General features: G+C 43.0%; 11 protein-coding genes and 1 pseudogene. 1 reads left to right on the top strand and 11 read right to left on the bottom strand.

The window, feature by feature from the left end:
* Positions 1–60: 60 nt before the first annotated feature.
* The 11 genes and pseudogenes from AB8613_RS00570 to AB8613_RS00520 form a co-directional block, all read right to left on the bottom strand.
* Positions 61–1,351, bottom strand: a pseudogene (locus tag AB8613_RS00570) (sigma-54-dependent transcriptional regulator); the annotation flags it as partial.
* Between the two features lie 213 nt (positions 1,352–1,564).
* A complete protein-coding gene (locus AB8613_RS00565) occupies positions 1,565–1,987 on the bottom strand; it encodes an Hpt domain-containing protein (protein ID WP_372384189.1) in 423 nt (140 codons plus the stop codon).
* Positions 1,988–2,333: 346 nt separating this feature from the next.
* Positions 2,334–3,569: a glycine betaine/L-proline ABC transporter ATP-binding protein gene (locus AB8613_RS00560; RefSeq protein WP_285954216.1), complete on the bottom strand. Its 1,236-nt coding sequence runs from the start codon at positions 3,567–3,569 to the stop codon at positions 2,334–2,336.
* Complete coding sequence (locus AB8613_RS00555) at positions 3,562–4,461, bottom strand: proline/glycine betaine ABC transporter permease (RefSeq protein ID WP_086711345.1); 900 nt, start codon at positions 4,459–4,461, stop codon at positions 3,562–3,564. The genes AB8613_RS00560 and AB8613_RS00555 overlap by 8 nt, the downstream gene beginning before the upstream one ends.
* 179 nt (positions 4,462–4,640) lie before the next feature.
* The gene (locus AB8613_RS00550; protein WP_146491559.1) at positions 4,641–5,633 is read right to left on the bottom strand and encodes an ABC transporter substrate-binding protein; all 993 of its coding nucleotides are present in this window, start codon (positions 5,631–5,633) and stop codon (positions 4,641–4,643) included.
* 486 nt (positions 5,634–6,119) lie between these two features.
* Positions 6,120–8,492 (bottom strand): response regulator, encoded by a 2,373-nt coding sequence (locus AB8613_RS00545; protein ID WP_372384188.1) that lies wholly within the window; start codon positions 8,490–8,492, stop codon positions 6,120–6,122.
* A 42-nt stretch (positions 8,493–8,534) separates the two neighbouring features.
* On the bottom strand, positions 8,535–9,362 hold the full coding sequence (locus AB8613_RS00540; protein WP_372384187.1) for a phosphate/phosphite/phosphonate ABC transporter substrate-binding protein: 828 nt from the start codon (positions 9,360–9,362) through the stop codon (positions 8,535–8,537).
* A gap of 46 nt (positions 9,363–9,408) precedes the next feature.
* Positions 9,409–10,098 carry a chromosome partitioning protein ParA gene (locus AB8613_RS00535; protein ID WP_372384186.1) on the bottom strand — a complete coding sequence of 230 codons (690 nt, stop codon included), beginning with the start codon at positions 10,096–10,098 and terminating at the stop codon, positions 9,409–9,411.
* Positions 10,098–12,197: an SLBB domain-containing protein gene (locus AB8613_RS00530; protein WP_371714796.1), complete on the bottom strand. Its 2,100-nt coding sequence runs from the start codon at positions 12,195–12,197 to the stop codon at positions 10,098–10,100. Before AB8613_RS00530 ends, AB8613_RS00535 begins: the two co-directional genes overlap by 1 nt.
* The gene (locus AB8613_RS00525) at positions 12,194–13,027 is read right to left on the bottom strand and encodes an OmpA family protein (RefSeq protein ID WP_146491564.1); all 834 of its coding nucleotides are present in this window, start codon (positions 13,025–13,027) and stop codon (positions 12,194–12,196) included. The genes AB8613_RS00530 and AB8613_RS00525 overlap by 4 nt, the downstream gene beginning before the upstream one ends.
* 63 nt (positions 13,028–13,090) lie before the next feature.
* The gene (locus AB8613_RS00520) at positions 13,091–13,420 is read right to left on the bottom strand and encodes an STAS domain-containing protein (RefSeq protein WP_086711361.1); all 330 of its coding nucleotides are present in this window, start codon (positions 13,418–13,420) and stop codon (positions 13,091–13,093) included.
* A 294-nt stretch (positions 13,421–13,714) separates the two neighbouring features.
* Between AB8613_RS00520 and AB8613_RS00515 the strand changes: the two genes are divergently transcribed.
* Positions 13,715–14,557, top strand: coding sequence for a DNA ligase (locus AB8613_RS00515; protein WP_372384185.1), 843 nt, complete (start codon positions 13,715–13,717; stop codon positions 14,555–14,557).
* The last annotated feature ends 99 nt before the right edge of the window (positions 14,558–14,656 follow it).

The raw sequence follows: 14,656 nt of genomic DNA, 5'->3' as shown, positions 1-14,656 counted from the left end.
CTTGTCCATCTGAAAAAGCAGCTTGGTCATTTAACGTAACAGATTGCTCGTTTGGCGTAGTAGCTTGCTCAAGCTCTTCTGGGGTTATTGGTGGCAACTTAGTTTTTGGTGTTTCTACTACAGCAGGTTGGGGCGTTGGTACTCGAATTGGCGTTACTGATTTCGAATCTATTGTTGCATCCACCTTATTAATCGGAGGGGGCAACATATCTATGGTTACGCTCGTTTCATTATTCAACACTACGATATTACGGATGATGTTCTGCAACTGACGCACGTTTCCTGGCCACGCATAACGTTTAAGTAGGTTTTGCGTTTCTATGTCTATTGATTTGAACTTCTTTTTGTCTTGTTTCGCGTAGAGCTTTAAGAAGTGATTAGATAGAGTGACAATGTCACCTCCTCTTTCACGAAGTGGTGGCATCTCAATAGGCACGACGTGAACACGATAGTAAAGGTCTTCTCTAAAACGTCCTTCTTCTACTTCAACTAGTGGATCGCGGTTGGTTGCGCAGATAATTCTGACATCAACTTTAATCTCACGATTACCACCGAGTGGTGTAAACGTACCAGTTTGCAAAAATCGTAGGAGCTTCTTCTGCATCTCCAGCTCCATTTCACAAAGCTCATCGAGAAAGAGGGTGCCACCATGCGCTTGCATTGCAGCACCTTTACGGTCGGTTGTCGCACCGGTAAACGCACCTTTAACATGACCGAAGATTTCACTTTCCATTAGGTCTCGAGGGATAGCGCCACAGTTAATGGCAACGAAGGGCTTGCCGTTACGCTGGCTCTCCTGATGAATAGCCTCTGCACATACTTCTTTACCCGTACCACTTTCACCGTTAATAAACACGCTAGCAGTGGTTGGTGCTACCGAATCAATGATCTTGTAAACCGCCTGCATGGGTAGACAAGAGCCGATGAAGTTATGAAAGCGATCACGATCGAACTTGCTTTGCATGTTATCGACAATATTTTCAAGTTTCGCTCTTTTTAGATGCAAGCGAACAGAGGTTTTGAGTCGATCGGCTTGAATGGGTTTTTCTAAGAAGTCTTCCGCACCGCGTTGGATTAGGTCTACCGCGATGTTTACAGAGCCATGTGCAGTTGCAATGATGACGGCGGTTGGTATTTCGTTCGCACTAATCCAATCTAAGACTTCTTCGCCTGGCATGTCAGGTAGCTTAAGGTCGAGAATAACAAGCTGTGGTGAATGCCTTTCAATGAAGGTCTTAGCTTCCGCGCCGGTTTCAACGTGGAAAATATCGTAGGGTTCATCTTTGACGTACTGTTTGTAGAGAACAGCAAGTGAGGTGGAGTCTTCAACTAACAATACTTTAGGGCGCATTGTAAAATTCCTTTTTGAAACTTTATCCTAACTAATCAATAGCATGGAGGTAAAATTGCATCAATACTCATTGTATTTAATTGTTACCTACCGCATGCAACCATTATCAAACTAGCTTGGTGTCTTCATGTTGCATCTCGGGTGTCTCTTTGAGTATTGCTACCGCCGATACTGAACGTGTAAATCAAGACAGCACAGAAAATATAGAGGGGCCTAGCCAAACCCTTTGTTCTTTCTGTCTATCAGTGCTTGGATTGAACGGTTGCTTAATACGAGTAAACCATCAACTTGGCTAAATGCAGCATCGTATTGGCTCTCTAAACACTGTCTTTCTAGCGCGCGAGATAGATCTGATAGAGGTCGGTTCCCTAGCGCAAGTGCCGTACTTCCTAATATGTGCAATTCAAATTCAAGTGCTTCAGAATCTTGGCTAAGCGCGGCTTGTTTAATTGCAGCAATACGTCTTTGTGACTCTTGCACATAGTGATCAATTAAAATCGGCATGACCTCGACACTCGTGTCTATAATCATTTGTTCTAAGATGCTTTCATCAACTAGAGCTATTTCAAATTGCTTGCTGTTGTTTGGTGTACTCGCAATTATAGGAGTGCTTGAGGGTAAGGCTGAATTCGTCACACTAAATCCTTTTATTGTCTCGTTAGGAGAGTACGTTAGCTCGATGCTAATATTTATAACCAATGCTTTAACTTTATTATTTAGTTTTAGTCATTTTTTAGAATAATTTCAACTGCTTGCCTTAAAATACAAAACATAATTAGATGTGAAGCTATAGATGAACGAGTGAAGTTTGGAATTTAACTCACTGATTTAAAGGAGCTTTCATTATCCAACTATGTGTTTTGATGCACAAAAGGGCACAAAAAAACCGTTGTGACTAAGTCTCATAACGGTTTTTTCTAGCTCGAATCTTACTGGCTCAAATTTGTCTATAAAAAGCCTTACGCGCAAAAGCCGCCTTTGGCTATGATGCCTTGTCAACTTTTAGCTTTGGGTCGTCGCTAACTTCTTCCTCCTCACTATTCTCAGAGAAGATATCTGCAACGGCACTTCTTTCAAGTTCACCTTTTAGATTACCGTCTTCATCGACAACAGGAAGGGAGTAGTCACAAGACATAGTCTCTGGCAATACTTCTTCAATCACGGCATCAGGTAAAATGGCAGGAACCTCTTCGTATATCTCTTCGCTGAAGTCATGTACCGATGCATCTTCAACAGCGTCTTGCAGGCTCTCTTGAGTCACTAAGCCCTGATAGCCATCATCGGTTACGTGATAAGCGTAATCATTTTTCAGCATCTTCATTTGTGCCAAAGCACCTTCAATCGTTTCTGAGGTGATTCGATAGAGAGGAGGCTGCATAACCGTTTCAACGGTCAATGCACGAGCGCGGTTTACATCTTTAACGAAGGCTTCTACGTAGTCATCTGCAGGATTAAGTAGAATCTCGTGTGGTGTGCCTTGTTGTACTAACTCGCCGTCTTTCAAAATAGCGATTCGATCGCCTAGACGGAGTGCTTCGTCCAGATCGTGAGTGATGAAAACAATTGTCTTATGAAGCTTCTCTTGAAGCTCGATAAGCTGATCTTGCATTTCACTCCGGATCAAAGGGTCAAGCGCAGAAAAGGCTTCATCCATTAACAATATTTCAGCGTTAGTACACAGAGCGCGAGAAAGGCCAACACGTTGTTGCTGACCTCCTGAAAGTTGGGCAGGGTATTGCTTGCCGTAACCTTTCAAACCCACCGTTTCTAACCATTCGTTGGCTTTCGCTAGACGCTCTTCTTTTTTGATGCCTTGTACTTCCAACCCGTATGCAACGTTTTCTACTACAGTGCGATGAGGCATTAAGCCAAAGCGTTGAAATACCATCGACATTTTATGACGACGGAATTCTTCCAACTGTTTGGTGTTGAGGCTCATGACGTCAATGCCTTCGACCATGATCTTACCTTGTGTCGGGTCAATCAAACGGTTGAAGTGACGAATCAAAGTCGATTTACCCGAACCAGAAAGCCCCATGATAACGAAGATCTCACCACGGTTAATCTCGAGGTTAATCTCCTTCAAACCGACAGTGTGTCCGGTGTCGGCAAGAATGTCGTCTTTGTGTTCACCGTTCTGGACACGGTTCATCACAGATAAAGGTTTTGGTCCAAACACTTTGTACAGGCCACTAATCTCAATCAATGGTTTAGTCATGCTTGAATCCTCCTAAATGTGCATTCGTTCTTTTCGCGTAAGCTTGTGAAGCGCGGTCAAAAAGAATTGCGAGGGCAACGATGGCGAAACCATTCATTAAGCCTAACGTGAAGTATTGGTTTGTGATGGATTTAAGAACCGGTTGTCCTAAGCCTTTAACACCGATCATTGATGCGATAACAACCATAGACAGTGCCATCATGATGGTTTGATTGATACCTGCCATGATTGTAGGCATCGCTAGAGGAAGTTGAACACCCCATAAGCGTTGTTTCTTGCTGGCACCAAATGCGGTAGCGGCTTCAAGGACTTCTTTATCGACTAAACGTATACCTAGGTTGGTTAAACGAATTACTGGTGGAATAGCGTAGATAACTACGGCGATCAGCCCCGGAATCTTACCGATGCCGAGTAGCATTACCACTGGGATTAAGTAAACGAATGCCGGCATGGTTTGCATGATATCGAGCATCGGTGTAACGATAGATTGAGCTCGATTTGAGCGAGCCATCGCAATGCCAATCGGAATGCCTAATAATATTGAAACCAAGGTACACACAGTGATGATACTGAGTGTACGCATGGTATCTTCCCACATGCCAAAGTAACCAATGAGAAGCAACGAAACCACACAACCCAAAGCCAGTTTCCAAGAACGGCTCGCGGCATAAACAAGGCTTGTACACACAGCAAGGACGATAATCCAAGGTGTTGAAATAAGGAGCTTTTCAAACCAGACAAGGAATGAAAGAAGAGGGTCAAAGAGAGATTCAATCATTTCACCGTATTCACGGGAAAATTCACGGTATGCGCCATCTAGCGTCTTTTTTATGGTTCGTAAATCAGCACGTTCCATTTCTGGAAAACTTGATAACCAATTGCTGTCAGCCATTTTATATCCTTATAGTTCGGAGCCACATTTTCATGCGATGGGATGACCGCGAATGAAAAAGGGCACCGAATCATGAATAACATCAAGTATAGCGACGTTATTTCTATTCTATTGTTGAAGCGTACTTACTTATTAAGCGGAAGTACTTGTTAAACGTGAGCACTTTGAAAGCCAAATGATTACAGTTGTGCTTCAACTTTCTTAGCCACTTCTTGAGAAACCCATGGGTGCCATACTTCAGGGAATTCACTCAAGAAATGCAGGCTTGCTTCTTCGCCGTCTGCTTGGTTGTCTTCCATCCATGCAAGCAGAGAGTTCATTTTGTCGTTGGTGAAACCACGCTTAGTGAAGTAGTCGTACGCTTCAGGTGCGCGTGATGCAAAACTTTCAGTGGTGATTGTGTGGACAGGTGAAGGTGGGTACATGGTCGCTTTAGGAGATTCACAGTCTTCCTTAGTGGTACAGTTCAAAAACTCCTGTTCATTGACGCCACTACCAAAGTCAACTTTGACCATATCGTATTTACCTAGCACCGCGGTTGGCGCCCAGTAATAACCAAACCAAGCTTCTTCACGTTCGTAAGCTTTCGCGATAGATCCAGATAAACCGGCACTCGAACCTGGGTCTACAATGGTGAAACCGCTGTCTTCTAGATTAAGTGCTTCAAACAAGTTACCGGCGCTGATTTGACAGTTCCAACCTGCTGGGCAGCTGTAGAATGCGGATGTATCAGGGTCTTCAGGGTGTTTAAACATACTTGCGTTTTTACGCACGCCTTCGATGGTCGCCATCTCGGGGTATTGCTTCACTAGGTAAGCTGGTACCCAGAAGCCTTCTTCACCACCGTTAACAAGTGCTTTACCCGCGTAGCGAAGGCGCTTTTCTTGCACACCTTTGTCGAGAGCGTCTTTTAGGCTATTACTCCAAAGTTCTGGAGCAACATCAGGTTGGCCTTTTTCTATCATTGAAGTGCCGGTTGGCATAGTGTCGCCAGGGATAAGTTCGGCATCACATCCATAACCATGTTCTAAGATGAATTGGTCAATGTTGGCGATTAAAGTTGCAGAGTTCCAGTTCATATCTGCGATTGTTACGCTGCCACATTCTCCTGCGTTAGCATTACCACTGGCTGCTGCAACTAACAAAAATAGGGAGCTTAACTTGTATTTCATATTGAGGTTCCTTTCTCTTTAATAATACAACTGAGCTAGTCAAGGTAAGTTGACTATCTAAATTGCTCTTTGGCGATCCTTTCCGTTGAATTTAAACCATTTGAGCAAAGGGGAGGATGAGTCTAAATAACAGTACATAAGGTGTTACACAGAATCATCAGATAACATTGTCAAACTATTACAAATTCGTCAAAAATCACCTCTGTATATAATCTTAGGGAATATTCTTGTGAATTCCACCTTTGACTCAATCTACAATGTGCTTTATTAGACTGAGTCACATAACGTGATTATTTTGTGTGCTACTTGTTTTGAAAAGTCACTAAACCCTACAATTTGCATGTAAAATGCATTGAATAGTAATGAACGTCATTGACTAAACCTTGCCTGCTTAATGAAAGAGGCAATAGTCAGGTATGTGGTTGGAGTAAGCAGAGGAGTGAAAGAAGAGATTGGGGTAGTGAGCAATAAGCCGCAGCGCATAGCCTAATTAAAACCTCGCTCTCTTCGTTTCTCGATAGCATTCATAGATTCTTTAGCAAGAACTACTAGCTCATCGACTTTAGAAAACGCCAGCTCAGATTGTTGCTCAGAACACAGTTTTTCGACTTTCCTCGCTAACACAGATAAGCGACGGTTCCCAAGTGCGAGCGAGGAACTGCCCAAGGTGTGAGTTTCAAACTCTAGGTTCGATAGGTCTTGTTCCACAACAGCTTTTTGAATCAGTTTTATGCGGTTTCCAGACTCTACAATATAGTGTTCGATCAACATTGGCATCACTTCGGCACAGGTATCTTCAACCATTTGTTCAAGGATTTGCTCATCAACCAGATCAGATTCTTGAATTTCCGTTAGTGGCTGATTGGCTATTTGATTTTTGTGATCGTCCAGAGCCTCACAACCCTCTGTTGCATATGGTTCGTCAGAAGTACCGCTTGCCTGAATATCTGAAGTTGTAGGCTCGCTATTTTCAGATACCTTCACTGTATTAGGTTTGGACTCAATAGCATGCTCCTGCTTGGTAACAAGGTGAAGGTGCAACATATCAGCGATCTGTGACATTCTTATAGGTTTTGCAAGGTAGTCATCCATACCTTGATTTAAAAACTGCTCTCTATCTCCGGCAAGTGCGTGCGCAGTCAGCGCAACGATTGGCACAGACGCTTTTTGAGTGTTAGGTAAGCTTCTTATTTCGGAACATGCTTGCAGGCCATCTTTTTCTGGCATAGAGATATCCATAAAGATGAAGTCATAATCATTGTTTTTTACCATTTCGACAGCTTGGTTCCCATCGTTCGCGATATCAATAGTCATCCCAGCATTTTTAAACATATTAACGATAACGAGTTGATTCGCTTTGTTATCTTCGGCTACTAGAATACGGCTGGTTAAAATTTTAGGATTTAACGTCACCGAAGAAGAACCAGAACGGCTGTGTTCCCCAGAATTTGATGACTTTTCCAACATTACCGAAAAGGTAAAGGTACTGCCTACACCTTCCTCGCTGCTTGCTGATATATTGCCATCCATGAGTTTTGCTAGGTGTTTACAAATGGCGAGGCCGAGCCCTGAACCGTCACGACGTCTTGAATATCCTTGATCCACCATGGTGAACTCTTCAAATAGGTAGCTCATTGCGTTAGATTCAATGCCGATCCCAGAATCGGCAACTTGGCATGTAATCTCTACCTTATTATCTTCTGTTTCATTAGTCTCAACATTAACGATGACACTGCCTTCGGAAGTAAACTTGATCGCATTACCAATCAAATTCAATAAGATTTGTTGAAAGCGGTGAACGTCGCCGACCACCATCACGGGTTGGTCAGGTTGATAAGGAGTAACAAGCTGGATATTTTTCGCGTTGGCACTCGGCTCAAAGCTATCAATGGTGCTATGGATACACTCTTGGAGAGAGAAGGTTTTTTGTTCAAGAATGAGCGTATTGGCTTCCATGCGAGAGAAGTCCAATATGTCATTAATGATAGATAAAAGTAGTTCGCCCGATGTTGAAGCGGTATTAACTAAATGACTTTGATCCTTTGTTAATTTGGTCTCTTTAAGTAACGATAAAATGCCAAGAACACCGTTCATAGGGGTTCGAATCTCATGAGACATAGAGGCCAAAAATCGACTTTTAGACTCAGACGCTTGCTCGGCTTGTTCTCTCGCTTGTTTGATGTCCGTGTAGTTTTTAGACAAAGAGGTAGACATGTCATTAAATGCGTTGACTACATCACCAAGTTCATCGTCACTTTTTATTTTCAGCTGAAAACCTGGTCCTTGCGTTCTAACTTTTTTTACCGCAAACGAAAGCTGATACAAATGTTTAGTTAGATAAGTACCTAAAATGAAGGAGCAGATGGCAACAAGAATAACCTCTATCAAGGCAATTGAACTGATGGTTTTCTTAGCATCTGTAAGCATCGAATTGATCGAAGAGGTTGTGAACCCAATTGAAATTGAGCCGTACTTTAGTCCATCACTTTCAATTGGGTAATACGTATCGAATATTCCATCATCTACGTTGGATAAGTTCGTATCAACCTGAATATCTTTACTGAAATAGTCTGTAGACCCGGCGCTACTCAGCAAGACTTCATTACGCTCTACTTTGACATAGACGATATCTTCGATCGTCATGATCTCCTTTACGATATCATCTAATGTTGCGATATCAGTGGATAGCACTGCGTCTTTGGTTGCACGAGCAAACAGTTGAGAAGTTGCCTGCGCACGTTTGATAAGCTGCTGTTCATTAGAATCCGACAGAAATGACATTGCACTTATGACAAGAGCCATAAGCATCACTATTTCTATAGAGGCAATCCCAATGATCGTTTTTGTTCTAAAAGTCATCAGCGTATCCTTACCGTAGCGCTTTATCCAAACCTACCGTAACTATTGATTCTTATTTACGGTCATTGGCATGGTGTCTTTCTGTTTAATATTCAGTGCACGAACATCATCCCAGTCGACATCAACCGCAGTTTCAAAAGCTTTAATCCTTAGCGGGGAAAGTAACGTTTTTCCTTCTTCGTTCTGGGCTAATTGAACAAAGGAGGTTTGAACTTTTTGTACCACCTCTGAGTCAACTCTCGGGTGGTTGGCGATAGCATGAGGAGTGAAACCCTTAGAGGTGTAGATAGGAGTAAGCTGGTCTCTAACATCCGGGTCTAGTGCGTTGAAGGTTCGGATAATACCACCCCCAGACGGATAAAAGCCCTTGGCCACAGAAAGGTATACCGAATCATGTGAAGAGACATAGTTAGGTTCAAAATGAACGTTTCTTTGTTTCAGGCCAGCTTGTGTTAGTAACGTTGCCGCAAACGCTGCAGGAGCGGGGAAGGCAAGGGTAGAATTGTCTAACTGATCCAAGCTTGTAATACCGCTATCTTTACGCACGACCATTATACCTTTTAGGCGTTTGTCTTTGGCTTTGGCCATCGCACTATAGCCAACGCTGTTATTAAAAGTAACGAAGTGGAAAGGATTCATATACGCAAAATCATAGTCACCGCTAGCAAGACGCTGCTCAAACATAGGGATATCTTTCGCGGTTTCAAAGATGATGGTGTGACCCGTTTCTTGACTTATTTTCGCGAGTATTGGGGTCCATTGCTGCGCGAGTCTACTTGCAGATTGCTGAGGAACAATACCGAATGTGAAGGTATCTGCATAAGTTAATGTCGGTAGCAAAGCCAAGATTAACAACGTTAGATTTTTCATAGATTCCCTTCCTTCTCTTAGAGACATCGTAATTTTGTAGTGAAGCTTATAGAGTTAAATTGAGAAACTCATTTCTAGATATCCAACTTTTAATTTTCTCCTGTAGTGGGCGAGGAAGGAGCTTCAGTTTATTTACTTGGCGTATCAATTCATTAGCGAAACTTGGCGTGTATTTCATATTCATCACACATCCAAGGAGCGAGATATTTTGTGCATCAAGTAACTTTTTCGCTTGAGTTAAGTTGTGCGTCGAAGTTTCTCCATAGGCGACAACAAGTAACGTGCAATCACAAGCACTCGCTACCGATTGGGCGGGTATATTGCCTTTATTAACATTCAGCAGAGGCGAGGTGTCGACAACCACTCTTTCGTATGTTTCTAACCATTGGCTTACCACTTTAGTCAGCGTTTCTGGGTCTTTGTAAGCCAGTTGAGTTGAAGTAACTTGAGGGGCTGGAACCCCCATAAAAAGGCGTTGAGACTCAACATGTTCAATGAGTCTTCCTTGTTGCTTTTCTTCCAACATATGTAAATCTTTGAATGCCGGATTAAATAAATTGAGGTCAACATACAGCGTAGAGTGACCCGCCAATAGGAAACGTTCGGCCAATGCCGTTGCAATGGATGTTACACCGTCACCTGAATGACAGGCGGTCACGCATATTGATTTTTGGCCATTAAGTTCAGAAGCTAGATACAGTTGTTCTACTTCTGCTTGAATTGCTGAAATAGTCATTACAAAGCTCCTATTAGGACAATGGTTGTCGTTAGGCGAAGTATGTCTTCTAAGCCCACTCGAGCTTTTTCCATAAAGCTCTCGCGTCGATCTGGGATGTAAATAGTGTCACCGGCACGTAGCACTGGTAAGTTGTAGATGTTGGCCGTTTTGCTGAACTCAACAAGGTCGAAGGTACGAGCTTGGCCTTGGCAGCAAGACATGTTCACAATGGTAATTTTCTCTACATAAGCATTTTCAGTAGGGCCTGATGCCTCTGCCAAGATATCTAAAATCGTCATGTTGTCGTTGAACACATATCGACCCGGATTATTAATTGCGCCAAGCACACGAACTGTTTTTTCTTTTGGTGTGTCCAACCAATTTTTATCTTTTTCCGGGATATAAATAGTATCGCCGGCAGTTACGTTTGGTAGGATCGATTCATCACCAGTTTCGAAATAGAGAGATAAGTTTAATTTGCTCACTTTAGAGTAGGTCTTATCTCTGTGGGTTACGCGAATATTGTGAATGTCGGCGTCTTTCGTTGGTCCATCTGACGCTGACAATATGTCTAGAAAGTGCATGTCTTTTGTAAATCGGTACCGGCCTGGTGAACGAACTTGGCCAAACACGTAAATTGATGCATCTGAGCTTTGACGCACCCATTGAGATTTGTTGTCTGAAGGGTCTTGAGGTAAGTCGTGTACGCGCACAATTGAGCCTGCACGGATGAAGGGCAGTTGGTCACGCGGAGCTCCAGTTTTAATAAATTCGTCTAAGTCGAAAACCACTAGCTTTCTACCTGTAACCACTTCTATTTTTGTGGTGTCGGCACGCAGTGTTGGCCCTCCAACATGAGCAAGTAAGCCCATGAAATCCATTTCATCTGACCATTCAATACGTCCCGGTCGAACAACTTCACCAATAACATTTACAGCTCTATCCGGCGAGATCTTTAGCCATGATTTCTCGTTCATGTCTGTTTTCTCTGGGACGAAAATCGCGTCTCCCGCTTTGATGCTAGGAGGGTTAGAATTAGGTAAACCTTCTGTGTATGCCGCTAAATCAAATTTAACTACTCTGCCGTCGGCTTTGAGTACGCGGATTTGTCTAGACTCCGCAAATCGGGTCGGGCCGCCAGCGTTCGCTAAGATATCCATAAACGTCGCACCTCTCTTACCTTCAAAGGCACCTGGAGAGGCTACTTCGCCCATTACGTAAACCATATTCGCACCAGACTTGATCTCTTCTTCTTGCTTGGGTACAAAAATCGTCGCGCCTGGACGCAAAATTGGAAGCAAACTTTCGTCACCAGAATCTAAGTAACGTTTAAGGTTGAATAGCGTAGGGGTGTTGTTTGAGATCACACGGATTTGCTCAACACTGGCATAACGAGTCACGCCGCCAGAACGCATTAATACGTCGACGAGGTCGGTGTTTTCTTTATAAGTGAATGAGCCCGGTGCGTTTACTTCACCAAACACTTTGATTGAATTACGAGAGTCAGCACTGTCACCGGAGTTAGCAAGCTTTGCAGCGTCAAACTCTTGCTCGATGTTACCGACTAATGGGGAAGCAGGTACAAACAGTGAATCCAATGATTGCAAAGCGGGGAGTGTTGATTCGTCACCTGAATCTAGGAAACGTTTGTAGTTGAATTCTATTTTATCAGCGCCTCGCTTAAGAATAAGCTTATCGAGTTGTGCCCCTGAACGTAAGCCGCCCGCAGCGTAAAGCGCCATTTGGATACTAGAACCCAATGCGAGTGTGTATTCGCCAGGTTGTTGTACATAACCTTGAACGTAAATAATGATTTGCTGTTCTTTTACGTATACGGAAGCGTTTGAAAGATCTTTATAAGCGGTAGCCAGTGATTCTAAAACGACCTTGTTAAGCTGCTCACTGTCATAACCTGCCACAAATACAGTACCCACTTCAGGAAGAGTAATACGGCCACGTTTATCAACTTGGAACCCAGTATTTAAGGTACTTTCTCCGGGTACGTTGACTTGGATAAGATCACCGACTTGAACCGCCTCTGAAAACTCGTCTCTTGCATTCACGATATTCGCAAAGCATAGCGATAGGGTGATGAAAAAAGCGATCAATGATTTCATAGCCCACCTCCCATTTTCTCGGCGTTTTTAGGTGAGATAACTTCTATGCTGACTCGACGGTTAGTTAAACGCGTACCGTCTGATTCGCCCTCAAAAAGAGGAACGGTTTCGCCGACAGAGACGGCTTTGATTCGTTGAGCACCCAAGCCAAAAATAGTCAGGTAGCGTTCGACTTGTTTAGCTCGTCCAAGTGCTAACTTGTCGTTATATTCTTCGGTCCCAGTCGCATCAGCATGGCCTGTAACAACTAGGTCCAAAGACTTGTGTTCTTTGAGTAGCGCTGTCGCTTCAGCAAGTCTTCCCATATACTTGGGATTGACTTCAATAGAGTCTTCTGCGAATTGGTTATCAACATTAAGTAAGTCATACAACTGTTCGATAACCGACAATTGTATTCTAAATTGATTTTCATTTTTTGGTGGCTCACAACGGGCTTGTGATGTCACATAGTCTAGCTGGACTTCAAGTTCGTTTAGGCGTTTTCTTTGGATGACTAGGTCGTTGGCTGCATCTAGCAGTAAACCGCCTTGTAGTTCACGTGCAATACGATTTTGCTTTTCAATAGCTTGGACTACCGCAGCGGGAAAACACCAACGCGCACCTTCTTGAATTAACGCATCTAAATGAAGTTTTGCTAATTGCCAATCAAAACGCAAACCGTGTTCAGGGCCAAGTGGCTCATCAGGCATGACAGGAGAGAAGTCGGAATTCAAATAATTTATTGAATCATAACTTTCAGCGAGACCTCCTGTTCCTGACTCTGGGTAGCTAGTACACCCCAGAACCAGAGCAGACAGAGAGAGGGCTATGTAGTTTTTGAATAATTTCATGCCAACGTCCTTTGTTTTTATTTTTATAATTATTATTTTTGTTACTTCTAGCTTAGTGGATCATCATGAATTAGTAGGACTTTTTGAGTTTACCGGGATAGCGTGGCCTATTCGTAATAGGTTCATAATTTCAAGTGGCTGCCCGGTTACATTCTCAAGTCGCATGTTGCGTTCACGCTCGGTCAAGCGCTTAAACATGTAGACTATTGCGCCAACACCAGACGAATCCAAAAACTCTACTTGACTAAAATCGACTTCGATTTCTTGATGGCCGTCGTTCGAAATTACATCATCAATGTCAGTTTGCGCATCACGACTGCCTGCTGCGTCTAAATCACCGAAGATAGAAAGCGTTAGCGTCGTTGTATTCAAATCAATCTTACGTAGTTCCATAGCGTTATCTCCTTTAAAGTATGTATGAACAACTGCACTGAATGTGCCAACTTTTATGTTGTTATTTTTCAACGAGTTAATGCCATTCTTAATCTCTATCTCATATTGAGAAAGGTCGTTTCTCAATATGAGAACTAAAATTGGATGTACTTTTGAGACCTACAAGCCATTAATTTTGTGAATGAAAGCTAAAGATAAATAAGGTTGGTGTGTGGGTCGCATCTTCTGGCATAGATTGTCTAACTGTACGTTGAAACGCTTAGGATTAAGGGAGTTATTAATACGGAGCAAGTGATGAGACTAACCAAACTGGCTATAGCAACTCTATGGGCGTGTTCGCTTTCTTCTCATTCATCCTATTTACCTCCGGATCACTTGGTGCTGGCAAACACATATAAACAAGGCATTGATGTTTCTGAATACTGGAAGAGTGAGAAGCTCGATGGGATTCGGGCTCTGTGGGATGGTAAACATCTCTATACTCGTAATGGGAATCGCATTTATTCACCGAAGTGGTTTACGGAAAACTTGCCTAAGGTACATCTCGAAGGAGAGTTGTGGGCAGGAAGAGGCAAGTTTCACTTAGTTCAATCTACTGTTCTCGATCACACACCTAGTGATACAGCTTGGCGCCAAATAGACTTCATGCTGTTTGATATGCCAGGGGCTGCAGGAGATTATCAAAAGCGCTATTACAACATTTTACACTGGGTCAGTATGATTGGTGAACCTCATGTCAATTACATAGAGCATTTCCCTATTCATAGTGAAGATGCACTGTTCCATCAGTTAGATAATATCGACGAACGTAATGGCGAAGGTTTGATGCTAAGAAAGATCACAAGCCGTTATCAAGCAGGGCGAAGTAATGACCTGTTAAAGCTTAAAAGGCATCATGATGCTGAAGCTACGGTTATTGGCTATAAAGGCGGGACAGGAAAGTATAAAGGAATGATGGGTTCTATATTGGTCCACACGGAGGAGGGGATTGAGTTCTATATTGGTAGCGGGTTCAGTGACGAAATGAGACTCGCACCACCTGAAATCGGCAGTCGTATTACGTTTCGCTACAATGGTTTTACTCAAAATGGGAAACCCAAGTTTGCGCGCTTTGTTAGAGAGAAAAGTGACTATTAAGACAAATACAATCTATCTGACCAGTAGTTAGTATGACTAAATAATACGCCCGCCAATAAACGAAAAAGAGCCCTGAAGATCAGCGCTCTTTTTCGTATT

The organism is Vibrio sp. BS-M-Sm-2, assembly GCF_041504345.1.
Classification (GTDB): Bacteria; Pseudomonadota; Gammaproteobacteria; order Enterobacterales; family Vibrionaceae; genus Vibrio; species Vibrio satsumensis.
This window is presented reverse-complemented; position numbering and strand designations above follow the sequence as displayed.

What these genes read in the sequence shown, in the direction of transcription:
- AB8613_RS00560 (WP_285954216.1), bottom strand. Translation starts at nt 3,569, where the DNA reads ATGACTAAACCATTGATTGAGATTAGTGGCCTGTACAAAGTGTTTGGA.
- AB8613_RS00555 (WP_086711345.1), bottom strand. Translation starts at nt 4,461, where the DNA reads ATGGCTGACAGCAATTGGTTATCAAGTTTTCCAGAAATGGAACGTGCT.
- AB8613_RS00550 (WP_146491559.1), bottom strand. Translation starts at nt 5,633, where the DNA reads ATGAAATACAAGTTAAGCTCCCTATTTTTGTTAGTTGCAGCAGCCAGT.
- AB8613_RS00545 (WP_372384188.1), bottom strand. Translation starts at nt 8,492, where the DNA reads ATGACTTTTAGAACAAAAACGATCATTGGGATTGCCTCTATAGAAATA.
- AB8613_RS00540 (WP_372384187.1), bottom strand. Translation starts at nt 9,362, where the DNA reads ATGAAAAATCTAACGTTGTTAATCTTGGCTTTGCTACCGACATTAACT.
- AB8613_RS00535 (WP_372384186.1), bottom strand. Translation starts at nt 10,098, where the DNA reads ATGACTATTTCAGCAATTCAAGCAGAAGTAGAACAACTGTATCTAGCT.
- AB8613_RS00530 (WP_371714796.1), bottom strand. Translation starts at nt 12,197, where the DNA reads ATGAAATCATTGATCGCTTTTTTCATCACCCTATCGCTATGCTTTGCG.
- AB8613_RS00525 (WP_146491564.1), bottom strand. Translation starts at nt 13,027, where the DNA reads ATGAAATTATTCAAAAACTACATAGCCCTCTCTCTGTCTGCTCTGGTT.
- AB8613_RS00520 (WP_086711361.1), bottom strand. Translation starts at nt 13,420, where the DNA reads ATGGAACTACGTAAGATTGATTTGAATACAACGACGCTAACGCTTTCT.
- AB8613_RS00515 (WP_372384185.1), top strand. Translation starts at nt 13,715, where the DNA reads ATGAGACTAACCAAACTGGCTATAGCAACTCTATGGGCGTGTTCGCTT.